This window comes from Streptomyces sp. Sge12 (assembly GCF_002080455.1).
Lineage (GTDB): Bacteria > Actinomycetota > Actinomycetes > Streptomycetales > Streptomycetaceae > Streptomyces.
In genome coordinates, this window is record NZ_CP020555.1 from 1 (window position 1) to 11,508 (window position 11,508).

Here is an 11,508-nt window from a genome sequence, read left to right on the forward strand (position 1 = left end):
GGCACCCACTGCGGCATGGAAAGAATCTCGGGCAGACTACGCCGTGCCACTGTGGCTTGAATGCTCAGATTGCCCCGTTCTACGGCAGGCATGGTGCCTGCCGACAGGAGCGCGCGCCGAAGGTCGCTGTGTCCGATCGTGATGTCGAGCTGGGGCGGGATCGGGGTGTTCTGGCGAGACCCGGTGATGAGGATCGGGATGGCCGTGGTCCGGACCCAGTCTTCGAGGTAGCCGAGTTCCTTCAGCGCGATGTTCCACACCCCGGTATGAGGACGCTGCAAGCAGACGGGCGGGAGGATCGACAGCTCGATTCGGGCACCGCGGGGACCGCTGGCCAGGATGTCTCCGGGTTGGAGAGCGAGGCCATATCCGGGCTGGGGGTTGCGCTCCAGAGGTAGGGCGACAGTGAGATCGGGGTGCTGGCGGTCGGGGTAGACAGCGCCGAGGCGTGTGGCCGCCACGGCGGGAGTGCGGTGCTTGGCCAGGTTGGTGTGCTCGGCCAAGAGGCGAAGTGGATGGTCGTCGACGTCTCGGCGCTGGAAAGGCTGGAGCGTTCGAATGCGCTCGGCGAGCACACCACCGGCGGCAAGTGGGGGTAGCTTGCGCCGGCGCCCGTGTGCGAGCCACTCCTCGAAGCGGGCCTGGTCGGGGCAGGCGGGCATCTCGATGGTCCGCGCTTCCTGGTCGGTGAGCGGGCGCTGCAGGAGGTGCTCGACCTCTGCGTACAGGGCGTGCTCCAGCGCGGCGCGGAGTTGGGTGAGGGCATCCGCTACAAGGCGGGGCATCACCTCGGGTATCGGTGCGATGGCGGTCACCTTGACTTGGGACCGATCGCCTTGCACAACCTCAGTGAGGGTCAGCGGATCTTGGTCGGTGTAGTCGTGGACGATCCGCGTAATGTCGGCGATCAGCTGGTCCACATGGGCAAGGGTGGGCACTACGTGGAGCTGGTGGTCTGGTAGCCAGCCGTAGTCGGCGAGAGTCCTCATGACCGGGAGCGTAGCCACGGCGCGCTCGCGCTGGCCTGTGGGTTTTCCTCACCAGCGATGGCATGGCGCAGGAATCGGCGTCAGTCCCATATCAGGTGCTCGTCGGGGAAGTGCGGCCACGGCTGCCAGCCGGCCGGGCCTCGGCGGAGGAGCTGTTTGATGCCTTCTGCCCAGGTCGGCAGGTCGGTCAGCTCCAGGAGCAGCCGTTCGATCTCCCATCTGGTCATCGTGGTGCGGTGCCCGTACCCCTCGATCTCCACGACGGCCTCGTCCGGGCCCATCTCGCGGCCTTCCGGCAGGACCCAGCGCGCGTCGAGCCCGGCTTTGCATGCCTCCTCGATGAAACCGTCGGAGGATGTTGTGACGGTGAAGACCAGGACATCGGCGATGAGGCCGGCGCACTCTGCTGGTTGGAGCGGGTAGATGCCCCAGGGCGGCAGCAGTGTGTTGCGAGAAGCCTGGTCCCCGCTGCTGAAGCAGACCCGCTGTCCGGTCAGCCTGGTACGGCGGAGCAACGCCGCGTAGGCCGATTTGAACTGCCGGGTTGCTTTGGGCATGTCCCACCTCTTGTCCGCGGCTGCGATGTCCATGGCGACCAGGCCGCGCTGCCCCGGCACTCGCATCGTCTTCAGGCCGTCCTGGTGAGCGAATGCGAAGGCGTCACGGAGGACGTCGAGGTGTGCCTTGTACGGAACGCCGGTGTCAAAGAGGTGGGCCTTCTCGTGCCCGGGCAGAGGCCCGTTCGTGTGGAGGGCATCGGCCGCCATACGTGTGCGGATGAGCTGCGCGCTTTCCCGCCTCCGCGGGTTCGTCTTGAGCTCGTACAGCAGGATCTCGCGCTTGCCGTCCTCGCCTCGGTGATCGAACACGGTCGCGTCGCCGATGCGCAGGCAGTCGGTGAGGTCGTGGAGCATCGCGAAACGGCGGTGTTCGCTCCACTGCTCCTGCGCGAACTGGATCTCGTGGCGCGTTCCCTCCTTGCTGATGGTCATCGGGCCCGGCGACTCGTTGCGGCGCAGCGCGAGGATGTAGCGGCGGTCGTAGGCGAACGCGCGCCAGGCCATGGCGTCGCCGATGGACCTCAGCTGTCGGCCGACGCGCTCAAGGACATCTGACTCCAGGCGCCAGTCCTCGATGTCATGCTGATCGCCGACGGCGAGTTCGGGAGCGTCGGCCGGAAGCCGTTCGCCCTTCCTCAGCCGCTTGATCACCCGGGACCGCTGTGCCCGTGCCTCACTGGCTGCGAGAGTGGCGACGAGTAGTTGCTCCTGGAAGGCGACGAAGTCCTCAGGGACATGGCATTGGCGCAAATCGCGGATGAGACTGACCAGCCGCTCACCGGTCTCCCGGTGAAAGGGATGCTTGATCAGCGCGTCCAGCCGGTCCAGCGGCAAATCGGTCAACATCACGGGCATGGTCCCCATCTTCCTGAGCGCCTGACCGCGACTCCATCGAATTCGGAGATCCCAGCCCACGCACCAGCTGCGCCCCTGTCGGACGGGGGCGCAGCTGGGGTACGGCGGGCGGGGGTCCGGCGCGATACGGACGGAGGAGACGTAGGCGTAGGCGGCGTAGTCGGAGTCGAGGTCGGTGATGACGTCGTCCCAGATCTCGCCCACCAGTGCATCGCCTTGAGCAGCCAAGCCAATAGCAAACCAGGTCCACCCGGGCTCCTAACTAATCGCCGTCAACCTGGGGCACGGCGGTAGTGGGGTCGGGCACCATATGCCGATGAACGACGCGCGCTTCTTCAACGATGAGCCCTTCCTCGACGACGAGGGGACCGACCTGCTGGGGCGTGCACAGTACGCCGGGCACGCCGTGGAACTGCTGGGACGTGTCCGCGCCCAGACCGAGACCGGTGTTCTGGCCTTGATCGGTCCCTGGGGTTCCGGCAAATCGTCCGTCCTGGGCAAGGTGATACGTCTCCTGCAGAGCAGGAACGGCAGCGATGCCTGGCTGGTTGCCGAACTCAATCCATGGCTGTACTCCGACCTGGAATCGCTGACCGCTGCGCTGTTCAGCGAGATCCGCGCAGCCCTGCCCAAGGAAGAACGCTGGTCGGAAGCCTGGCAGAACATCGGGCGCTTTGGACAGGCCATCAGCCCCTTGGGGAAGCTGACCGCGCTAGCCGGCTTGGACTCGGAAGGCCTGGTCAAAGCCGTCAGCGACCGCATCAGCAGAGACACCAGCGCCTCTGCCGCCAAACGGAAGGCCGAAGACGCCTTGCGGAAGGCAGACCAGCCCGTCCTGGTCATCATGGACGACCTGGACCGCCTCACCCCCGACGAGCTGCTCCTGGTCTTCAAGCTGGTACGCCTGGTAGGCCACCTTCCGAACGTCTACTACCTGATCAGCTTTGACGAGCAGACGCTGATGGACGTCCTGCAGCGCAGCGACCTTGTAGGAAACAGCGAGACCAGGGCCCGGGAGTTCCTGGAGAAGATCATCCAGGTGCGGCTCGACCTACCCGCGTTTCGCGAACGCGACGCTGCCGCCATGAGCAACCGCGCGCTCGACGCCCTTCTGGACTCGCACGGCTTGTCCATGGCGTCGGGCGAGCAGCAACGCTTCTCCGAAGCCTACTTCCGGCACCTGCAGGAGAGGCTTCAAACGCCCCGGGCTGTCAAACGCTACTTCGGTCAGGCTGACGCCTCCCTCGGCTCCCTCGTCGGAAACGTGGACCTCGTCGATTTCCTCATCGTCACCTTTCTGCGGACCACTGAGCCGGGGGTCTACCGGCTTCTGAAGCGATACCGTGCCGAACTGACCGGTACCAGCTTCGAATGGGCCCAGCGACACAGCGCACAGCGGCCCGGGGAACGAGCCGAGCGCTGGCACATCCGTCTACGCGAAGCCGGTGTGGCCGAACAGCACGTCAAGGGCGTACTGAGTCTGCTCGCCCAGTTGTTCCCGGCAGTCCAGACAGACCTCGGTAACGGCAACGACACGAAAGCCGTCGCCCAGCGCCGCGGGATCGGCAGCCCCGACTACTTCGACCGGTACATGGTCTTCGGCGTCCCAGACGACGACCTGACCGAAGCCGCCTTCGACGAGGCCCTGGCCCAACTGTCTACCGATGCTCCTGGCGATGAGGCAGCCGAACTGCTGCTCCGCCTCCGTGACGACACCCACCGCATCACCCGCCGAATCGAACAGCGCCGCAGTGCGGGAGTCTCTCTCCCTACTGCCGCGCTGCTCAATGCCATTGCGGACAGCTACGGGCAGCTGACCGCCGAACCGGAAAGGATGGGCCTGGTCAGCGGCGACATGAGCTTGCAATTCCTGGCCCGGGATCTCCTGACCGACCTCCCACAGGATCAGCGGGCTCCTGCACTGGCCGCGATGGCCTCCACTCCCGACGGAGCGGTCCTGGCCACACGGATCCTGCATCGCGCGACCAACCCCGGCGACAACGACTCCGAGGAAGTACAGACCACCGAAGACTGGTCTCTCCAAGCCCGCGACACCGTGGCCGAACGGATCGCCCAGCACCTCGCACCCACCACCACCAGACCCGCCGAGGAACTCACCGAGTCCGAGACCGACCTGATCTGGATGTGGCGCCACACGCATCCCGACAATCTGCGTCCCTGGCTACGCCAACGCCTCGACAACGGATGGGAAGCCCTACCCCTGCTGGGTAAGCTCCTCCCCTCTGGGTCACGCTCGCGGCTTCTAATCGATGAGAGCGTCCTGACCAGCCTCGACGCAATGTTCGGTCTCGACGACCTCTACGCACGCCTGGAGCATCTACTGCAGGCCCAGAGCAGCATCAGCCCCGCTGACGAGCACCAGGCCAACATCCTGCAAGCACTCCGCGAGCACGCGCCTCCTGGACTCCGAGACCGGGGTTAGACGCCACACGGCAGATGCGCCTCTACTTGTTTGGCTCGTCGCCTGTTCCCGCGTCGGTGCGCAGCTTGAGGACCGGCATGTCTGCCGCTTTGGCGCGCATGGCCTGGCCCGTGTCGTAGGTGACGAGTTGGGCCGGGCCGGCTGCGATGGCGCGGGCGGCCAGGGCTCGGTCGATGATCTCGTCGTCGGCGAGCGGCAGGCGGGTGTGCCCGGGCGGGTCGAGCAGGACCTCGACCTCGTGCGGCGCGCCCGTGCGGTCGTCGAGGAGCTTGTCGAGGATGGCGAGGGTGTAGCCGGCGCGCCATCGCACGTGCTTGTCCCTGCTTTCCTTCAGCCGGTCCAGTTCATCCACGACGACCATGGGGAAGAGCACGCGGACGGGACCGGTGGTATTGGCGAGCGCCGCGAAGTCGGTGTCCAGGAGCTTCGTGGGGTGCTTGATGTAGAAGCTGGTGTCCGGCACGAGGAGCGAGACCCCGCCCGGCCACCTCGCCATCTGGTCCTGGAGGGCGTCGATGGCGTCGCCGAGGGCGGCGATACGCTGCTCGATCTCCAGGCTGACGAGCCCGTTCACCAGTCGCTGTTGGCTGCTGCCGGCCAGGTGGCCGACCCCGTCCAGCAGTGTCTGGTGTGTCCGTGTGCGGACCAGGCGATCGATGTCACGGCCGCTGATCTGGGAGGTGAGCAGCCGCACGGAGTCGTTCGCCCACACCAAGTAGGTGAGCAGCCTCCCGTACGCGTTCTCCGGTCCTCGCCCGTCGATGTTCCCGGCGGCCATGTGTACGGACTGCAGGGTCTTCAGCACGTTGTCCCGGTGCGCGCCGGGTACGGGTGTGACAAGCATCCGTCAATGATGTCAACGTGCCGGATCACAGGACACGGGATTTCCGAACGCGGGCAACTCACCGCTGGCCAAAGGCACCGCAAACAGTTTCCGCGCATAGCTGCGCCCCCCGGCCTGTGAGGCGGGGCGCGCAGCTCGGATATGGCGGCCTGGGTCAGGCGCCGATGCCGACGGAGGAGACGTAGGCGTAGGCGGCGTAGTCGGAGTCGAGGTCGGTGATGACGTCGTCCCAGATCTCATCCACCATCGCCTCGTCACGGGCGGCCCAAGCACTCACGAGGTCGGGCCAGATGTACCGGACCGTGATGGACCGGTCGCTGAGGGGCCGGCTGTACTTGGAATCGACGTGGCTCTGGTCGATGGGGTAGATCTCCATGCGGCTGCCGCGGCCATCATTGTCGAGGTGGCGGACGAGCCAGCCGGAGCGGATCAGGTTCTCCCGCCGGCGCCACCAGTACGCCGCGTCGATCCGCTCCCTGCTCGCCGGGGACGGCGTGGCCTTGCCGCGCGTCCAGGAGCGCAGCGTGCGGGTGCTGATGCCCTGTTCGGCCAGGGCCTCGCGGCCGGCCGCGCTGTCGAGGTACCGCAGGCGGGCGGCCAGGCCGCGGCGGGAGGTGACGGGCGAGGTGATACCCGAGGAGTGGACGATCCGGTTGAGCTCCAGGATCAGGGCCTCACCGCCCTTCATCCCGCGGGCGTCGTGCTTACCCCAGTCACCCCAGCGAGCCCACAGATTCTCGGATCCTGCCATCAGCGCTTACCCCCCAGCGTGTAAGTCTGCTTTTCCTTCACCTGATTCAGGTCACGGCCCTCGGCGAAAACTGTCCGCCAATCGCCGATGACGTGCAGCTCGTCCGTGCCGGAGATTTCCACGACCTGGAGTCCCGCCTTGTGGATTTTGTTGGCCTTCATCCACAGATTCGCGAATGCTTTCGCTCGCATAATGTGCATCCAGTCCGGGCGCCGCATATCACGATTCGCGGTGGACTCGCCCAGGGTCGAGACCAGCTTAGAATACATGGATTTCACGTAGTTGACGGTCAGTTCGTCGCCCTCGGCAAGAGCGGTTTTACGAACTTCCGCCAGGGCGCGTCGGAGTTTTTCCAGCAGGACTTCTGTGCCGCCGGAGACGAGCGAGCGGTGAATTACCGGGGCGTCGGTGAGGCCTTCGCGGGCGCAGTCGAGGAGCAGTCGGAGGGTGGATTCGCTGACCCACAACTCCCCCGGCTCCATCCGGTTGCCCAGCGGGTTGGGCAGGTCGGTGTGCTCCCACTCGGCCGGAGTGAGCAGGTGGATCCCGGACTTCTTCCGGTCGTGGACGCCGCTGGTGTCCTCGCGGAGCTGTCCGATCGGCAACCAGCACTTGAACGCCGACAGGTAGGCGGCGTTCATGTCCAGGGCCGTCACCTCGAAGGTCTCGCCCTTCCTGGCCGCCTGGAAAACATGGGGGTTGCGCCACTTCGGGCGGCCCTCCCAAATCTCGTCCGCGCCCTTCTGCGAGCGCTTGCGCAGCACGTCGGCGGTCGGCGGGAACTCCGAGTGCTCGTACCGGCCACCCACCCGCGAAGCCTTGAACAAGGCCATCACGTCCGGGATCGCGGACTTGATGAGCGCGGCCTGGGCGGCGGCCAGGTCCCCCGTGCACTCCTCCAGCACCTCGTGCACCCGGCCCGTGATCTCGTCGACGAGCGTCCCGGAGGCGTAGGCCCGGGGCCCCCGCACCACGGCCGGCCCCGTCCTGGCCAGCTCCGGCGCGGGCTCGACCTCGACCTCGACCTCGGGTGCAGGCTCCGGGGTGACGGGCTTCGGGGCCGGCGGCTCGGCGGGGAGCTGCTGCGGGACGGGGGCCGGTACGGGTGCTGCCGGGGCCGACGCCGGGCCCGGGGCCGGGGGTACGGCGGCGACGGCGGCCGCGCACTCCTCGGCGCTCAGGTGCTGCGGGAACCCTTCGAGTTCATCACCCGTCGGCTGCCCGCACAGCACACACAGCCCCACCGGTGCCGCGGCGGCGGCCGGCTCGGCGGGGAACAGGGCGGCGGCGGCCGGCTGCGCGATGGCCGCAGGAGCCACGGCGTCCGCGGGGCGCAGGGCGGGGATCGAGCCGTGGAGCACGCCGACCGCGTGCGTGGGGCCGGCCAGCAGGTCCAGGAAGTGCAGACCGAAGTGCTCGGCGAGCCGGTCAACGTCCTCCAACGACCAGTGCTGACGGCCCGCCTGTTTGCGTGAGACCTGCGCTTGGGACAGGCCGAGGCCGTCGGCGAGGTCGTTCTGGCGCTCACCGGTGCGCGTCATCAGCGCTGCAACCGTGAGCCTGAGGAGATCCTCAACACCCATCATGATGCAACTCTAGCATGGTAGATACTGATTTCGCATACAGCATGCATAAAGAGGTGATGCTTGCAGGGTGATCATGGTTCGGGCGTCACTGACCGCCGGCGGCGACGTACGACGGCGAACGCCGAAGCACCTCGGCGTCCCTGCGCCCGGACGCGGCACGGCTCCGGCGCTATCGCGGGGCCCAGGCCTCCATCCCGTTCCGGGCGTTGTACTGCGTGACCCACTCGGCGACGTCGGAACAGTCCGCGGGCGGGTAGGCGACGTCAGGCCCGAGCCGGAGCGCCCCGGGGACGTTCACGCCTGGGTGCATCTCGCGGACGTGGTCCCCGGCCCGGGACATCGCCCGGTCCAGCCGCTCGTCCTCAAGGACGAGCTCTCCCATCGCTCCGCACTGTGCGCACCGGACGTACGTCACCGTGACGGGGGTCCGTATCCCCAACGGCAGTTGCTCCACAATCTCCATGCCATGCCCAACGCGGCGGGGTCACGCCTGTACGCCGTCGGACCGGCACGGCGTGAGCAGGAGGGGTTAGGACTGTTCCACTCCCGTCACGAGGAGGCGGAGGGTCAGGGGGTGCTTTTCCAGTGGGAGGGCGTCCAGCGCGGCGCGGGCGTGGGCGGTGCCGGCGGCGGTGTCGCCGGAGCGGGTAAGCATCAGGCCGCGGTGCATTTCCAGGTGGGTGGCGAACCGGGGCAGGGTCGCGGGGAGCTCCGCGCGGGCTGCGTCCTGGGCGGCGACGGCTGTGGTCTCGTCGCCGAGCCGGGCAGCGAGCAGGGAGACGAAGATGTTGAGGCGCCAGTGGGGGACGGCGTAGTGGCATCCGCAGCCCGCTTTCGCGCGCTGAACAGCAATGAGGTGGCTCCGCGCGCGATCCCCGAGAGAGCAGGGCGTGACGTCCTCTCAGAACTGCTGAGAGGACGGGCGTTTGAGGGCGAGGGGCCGGGTCACACGCGTTGGTGTCGGAAGCGCACACCTTGGGGGTGGGCCTTCCGGAGCAGGCCCCGCCCCTGTGACGCCCCTTCCCCCCGGCGTCATGGGGCAGGCCCGCCCGCACGACGGGCTGCCGCCCGGATCCGTACGGCACCCGGACACCCCGCATCCCGGCCTCCTCCCCGGCCGGGACCCGGGGGTGTCCGGCGAACCCCCGGCACCGGCGCTCAGACCACCGGCCCCCGGGCAACGGACCCGACGGCAGCAGCCCGCCACATGAGGTGCGGAGCACGCTGAAAGGGCTCAGCGGGAGGCGTAGCGGACCCAGGCATCCGTGAGGTCCTGGAGCGCCGCTGGAGTGGCATGGCCGCTCTCCAGATGCTCGGTGAACGTCTCCAGCCGGTCCGGTTCCTCGGGCCAGTCCGGATCGGCTGCGGCCCTCCTGGCGAGCTCGCCGAGGGCGTCGTGGTCCGTCACATGCTGCAACAGCCAGGCGGTGAACCCGTGCATCGACCCATCCCTGCTTTCGGTGATCACCAGCCCCCGCCCACACATCCGAGGCCCCGTGAGTGTGCGGCGACCGCCTTGCGCCCGCCGCCGACGGGCACGGTGAAGACCACCTGCGGCCGTCCAGCCGCCTGGGCAGCACCATGCAGCCGGCCACTGCCGAAACTACTCCGTCGCCGCTGCCCGCCGGTACGGGCGCGGCAGATTCCAGCCGGTGGGCGCCGACGACCGCCGCGCACAGCGGCGGAAGATCGACTTATCTGCTGCGGGCCGTTCCGGGAAACTGAGGACTGGCGATCCCTGTGAGGAAGGTGAGGCGCGGGATGGCGGAATCGGAGGATGCCGTTGCCATCCGCCACGTCACCGAGCGGCTGATGAAGGCGCACCCTGAACTGGACGCGGGGCTGGTGCAACGCTCGGTACAGACGGCGTATGAGGAGCTCAGGTACGCGCGGGTGCGTACCTACCTGCCGGTCCTGATGGAACGCAGAGCCAAAGACCTGCTGCAGCCCGACGACCACACTGAACGCCCCAGCTGACCCCGCCGCGCGACCGTCCTTGGTGCGCAGGCGCCTTGGGCCCACTCCATTCGGATCTTGGTCGCGGCGGAGCAGTACAGTGCGCGCTGTGGATATACCCGACTGGTACGTCTGGATCGCTCTCGGTCTGGCCGTCCTGCAAGCCCTTGGCCTCGTCCCCATCGTCCGCCGGCTGCGCGGACCCGACCTCGCGCTGCGCTCCCAGGCGCGTCTCGAACTGCTGGAGACCGTCGGCACCCTGCTGCTCATGGGCGGGCTGCTGCTGAGTCTCACGGTCGCGGAATCCTGGTTCTGGATCGCTGCCGTCGGCTTCACGCTCATGGCCGCCGTCTACGCCGTCAAGGGTGTCCGCCGGCTCCGCGCCCACCGCAGCACCACTTCCTGATCCACACGACAGGCCGCAGGGGCCGGCGGGCGGGCGCCCGCCATGAAACCGCTGCTGCTCTACCTCAGCCGAGCCAGACGATGCCCAGGACGGACAGCTTCCGAGTGAGCCGGTTGACCACGTAGACGACGGACAGCTGGCCCACGGACGCGGCACGGACGCCTTCGCCCTCGGGATCACCGGCGTTCCACTGGGGCCAGCCCCACGGGGAACGCACCGCGATGTCCAGGACGTCGCGGACCATCTCCCGGTGTATTGATCACGAGCGTTGTTAACGGTGCTGGCAGAAGCCGGCGTCGACCCGGCAGGACACCACCCGGCAGCGCCGTCGGCGGCGCCGGACGCCGCGATCCCTGGCCCGGACCGCCGGACACGGCATCGTCCGGGGAGCGGCAACCGCCCTCGGCACGTCCCTCATGGGCTGGATCATCTGGTGGGTCCAGCAGCGCTGACCGGGCGCAGCTGCCCCTTGGCCGCCCCGGGCGGCTCCCACGAGGCTGGGCGGGGCGCAAGGCCGAGCGGGCAGCACCCTCTTGGACGTTCGCCCCGCGCCGGACGGGCAGCGGGGCGCATCTCCGACTCCGCGGCCGGTACGCGCATGCCGCCCTGCGGGGGGTGGCCGTGCCGAGGGCGCCCCTCGGACGAGTGGGGCCGCTGGCCCCGGGGGCGCAGCGCGCGCCCGGCACGGGGCATGCGGCCGGCGGTCCGTGTTGCCCAGGCCGGCTGTGTCCTGCCGCGGTGAACGATCCGGCAGGCTGTCTCCTACGTGCGGGGTGCGTAGGGGCGCTCGATGCCGTGAGCCTTCAACGCGCTCTCGTAGCGGTCCATAAGTTCGTCGACGTTGGCCAGGAGGAGGGTTGCTGCCTCGTGGGCGTCGTCGACGTCGCCCTGAGCGCACGCCTCCACGATTTCGGCAACGTCGCTGCGGATGATCGACAGCGAGTCGCCCTGAATCAGCACTCCCGGGAAGCGGCGTGGGGGCAGGCGTACCACCGCGTCGTTGCCCGGATCCGTGAACAGCTCAGCCTCAATGAGTTCCATCGGGTCATCCAACAGCAGGTGCCGGACACCATCCAGCCGTAATTCACGGAAGCGGGGTCACAGCCGGTCACTCCCCC

13 protein-coding genes are annotated in these 11,508 nt (G+C 68.2%); 3 read left to right on the forward strand and 10 right to left on the reverse strand.

Annotated elements, in window-relative coordinates:
* Both B6R96_RS00005 and B6R96_RS00010 read right to left on the reverse strand, forming a co-directional pair.
* Positions 1–989 (reverse strand): hypothetical protein (locus B6R96_RS00005; RefSeq protein WP_107475651.1); only part of this gene is annotated, 989 nt, incomplete at its 3' end.
* A gap of 80 nt (positions 990–1,069) precedes the next feature.
* Complete coding sequence (locus B6R96_RS00010) at positions 1,070–2,404, reverse strand: hypothetical protein (protein ID WP_203351570.1); 1,335 nt, start codon at positions 2,402–2,404, stop codon at positions 1,070–1,072.
* A gap of 316 nt (positions 2,405–2,720) precedes the next feature.
* On the opposite strand from B6R96_RS00010, the gene B6R96_RS00015 reads away from it, so the two are divergent.
* On the forward strand, positions 2,721–4,847 hold the full coding sequence (locus B6R96_RS00015; RefSeq protein ID WP_237291257.1) for a P-loop NTPase fold protein: 2,127 nt from the start codon (positions 2,721–2,723) through the stop codon (positions 4,845–4,847).
* A gap of 22 nt (positions 4,848–4,869) precedes the next feature.
* On the opposite strand, the gene B6R96_RS00020 is transcribed toward B6R96_RS00015, so the two are convergent.
* The 6 genes from B6R96_RS00020 to B6R96_RS00045 form a co-directional block, all read right to left on the reverse strand.
* The gene (locus B6R96_RS00020) at positions 4,870–5,691 is read right to left on the reverse strand and encodes a PIN domain-containing protein (RefSeq protein WP_081521095.1); all 822 of its coding nucleotides are present in this window, start codon (positions 5,689–5,691) and stop codon (positions 4,870–4,872) included.
* Between the two features lie 154 nt (positions 5,692–5,845).
* Positions 5,846–6,442 carry a hypothetical protein gene (locus B6R96_RS00025; protein ID WP_081521096.1) on the reverse strand — a complete coding sequence of 199 codons (597 nt, stop codon included), beginning with the start codon at positions 6,440–6,442 and terminating at the stop codon, positions 5,846–5,848.
* On the reverse strand, positions 6,442–8,028 hold the full coding sequence (locus B6R96_RS00030; RefSeq protein ID WP_081521097.1) for a helix-turn-helix domain-containing protein: 1,587 nt from the start codon (positions 8,026–8,028) through the stop codon (positions 6,442–6,444). Before B6R96_RS00030 ends, B6R96_RS00025 begins: the two co-directional genes overlap by 1 nt.
* 169 nt (positions 8,029–8,197) lie before the next feature.
* On the reverse strand, positions 8,198–8,410 hold the full coding sequence (locus B6R96_RS00035; RefSeq protein ID WP_159396234.1) for a hypothetical protein: 213 nt from the start codon (positions 8,408–8,410) through the stop codon (positions 8,198–8,200).
* A gap of 147 nt (positions 8,411–8,557) precedes the next feature.
* The gene (locus tag B6R96_RS38895; protein WP_272482427.1) at positions 8,558–8,683 is read right to left on the reverse strand and encodes a hypothetical protein; all 126 of its coding nucleotides are present in this window, start codon (positions 8,681–8,683) and stop codon (positions 8,558–8,560) included.
* Positions 8,684–9,262: 579 nt separating this feature from the next.
* A complete protein-coding gene (locus B6R96_RS00045; protein ID WP_081524891.1) occupies positions 9,263–9,469 on the reverse strand; it encodes a YozE family protein in 207 nt (68 codons plus the stop codon).
* Between the two features lie 320 nt (positions 9,470–9,789).
* Between B6R96_RS00045 and B6R96_RS00050 the strand changes: the two genes are divergently transcribed.
* Together B6R96_RS00050 and B6R96_RS00055 are read left to right on the forward strand one after the other, a co-directional pair.
* A complete protein-coding gene (locus B6R96_RS00050; protein ID WP_081521099.1) occupies positions 9,790–10,005 on the forward strand; it encodes a three-helix bundle dimerization domain-containing protein in 216 nt (71 codons plus the stop codon).
* An 88-nt stretch (positions 10,006–10,093) separates the two neighbouring features.
* Positions 10,094–10,390 carry a hypothetical protein gene (locus tag B6R96_RS00055; RefSeq protein ID WP_081521100.1) on the forward strand — a complete coding sequence of 99 codons (297 nt, stop codon included), beginning with the start codon at positions 10,094–10,096 and terminating at the stop codon, positions 10,388–10,390.
* Between the two features lie 64 nt (positions 10,391–10,454).
* On the opposite strand, the gene B6R96_RS00060 is transcribed toward B6R96_RS00055, so the two are convergent.
* Together B6R96_RS00060 and B6R96_RS00065 are read right to left on the reverse strand one after the other, a co-directional pair.
* On the reverse strand, positions 10,455–10,634 hold the full coding sequence (locus B6R96_RS00060; protein ID WP_081521101.1) for a hypothetical protein: 180 nt from the start codon (positions 10,632–10,634) through the stop codon (positions 10,455–10,457).
* 518 nt (positions 10,635–11,152) lie between these two features.
* Positions 11,153–11,431, reverse strand: a complete 279-nt coding sequence (locus B6R96_RS00065) for a DUF6959 family protein (protein WP_081521102.1) — start codon at positions 11,429–11,431, stop codon at positions 11,153–11,155.
* Positions 11,432–11,508: the final 77 nt, after the last annotated feature.

Excerpts from the sequence above, each read along its gene's own strand:
- B6R96_RS00010 (WP_203351570.1), bottom strand. The coding sequence starts at position 2,404 with ATGCCCGTGATGTTGACCGATTTGCCGCTGGACCGGCTGGACGCGCTG.
- B6R96_RS00015 (WP_237291257.1), top strand. The coding sequence starts at position 2,721 with ATGAACGACGCGCGCTTCTTCAACGATGAGCCCTTCCTCGACGACGAG.
- B6R96_RS00020 (WP_081521095.1), bottom strand. The coding sequence starts at position 5,691 with ATGCTTGTCACACCCGTACCCGGCGCGCACCGGGACAACGTGCTGAAG.
- B6R96_RS00025 (WP_081521096.1), bottom strand. The coding sequence starts at position 6,442 with ATGGCAGGATCCGAGAATCTGTGGGCTCGCTGGGGTGACTGGGGTAAG.
- B6R96_RS00030 (WP_081521097.1), bottom strand. The coding sequence starts at position 8,028 with ATGATGGGTGTTGAGGATCTCCTCAGGCTCACGGTTGCAGCGCTGATG.
- B6R96_RS00035 (WP_159396234.1), bottom strand. The coding sequence starts at position 8,410 with ATGGGAGAGCTCGTCCTTGAGGACGAGCGGCTGGACCGGGCGATGTCC.
- B6R96_RS38895 (WP_272482427.1), bottom strand. The coding sequence starts at position 8,683 with ATGCTTACCCGCTCCGGCGACACCGCCGCCGGCACCGCCCACGCCCGC.
- B6R96_RS00045 (WP_081524891.1), bottom strand. The coding sequence starts at position 9,469 with ATGCACGGGTTCACCGCCTGGCTGTTGCAGCATGTGACGGACCACGAC.
- B6R96_RS00050 (WP_081521099.1), top strand. The coding sequence starts at position 9,790 with ATGGCGGAATCGGAGGATGCCGTTGCCATCCGCCACGTCACCGAGCGG.
- B6R96_RS00060 (WP_081521101.1), bottom strand. The coding sequence starts at position 10,634 with ATGGTCCGCGACGTCCTGGACATCGCGGTGCGTTCCCCGTGGGGCTGG.
- B6R96_RS00065 (WP_081521102.1), bottom strand. The coding sequence starts at position 11,431 with ATGGAACTCATTGAGGCTGAGCTGTTCACGGATCCGGGCAACGACGCG.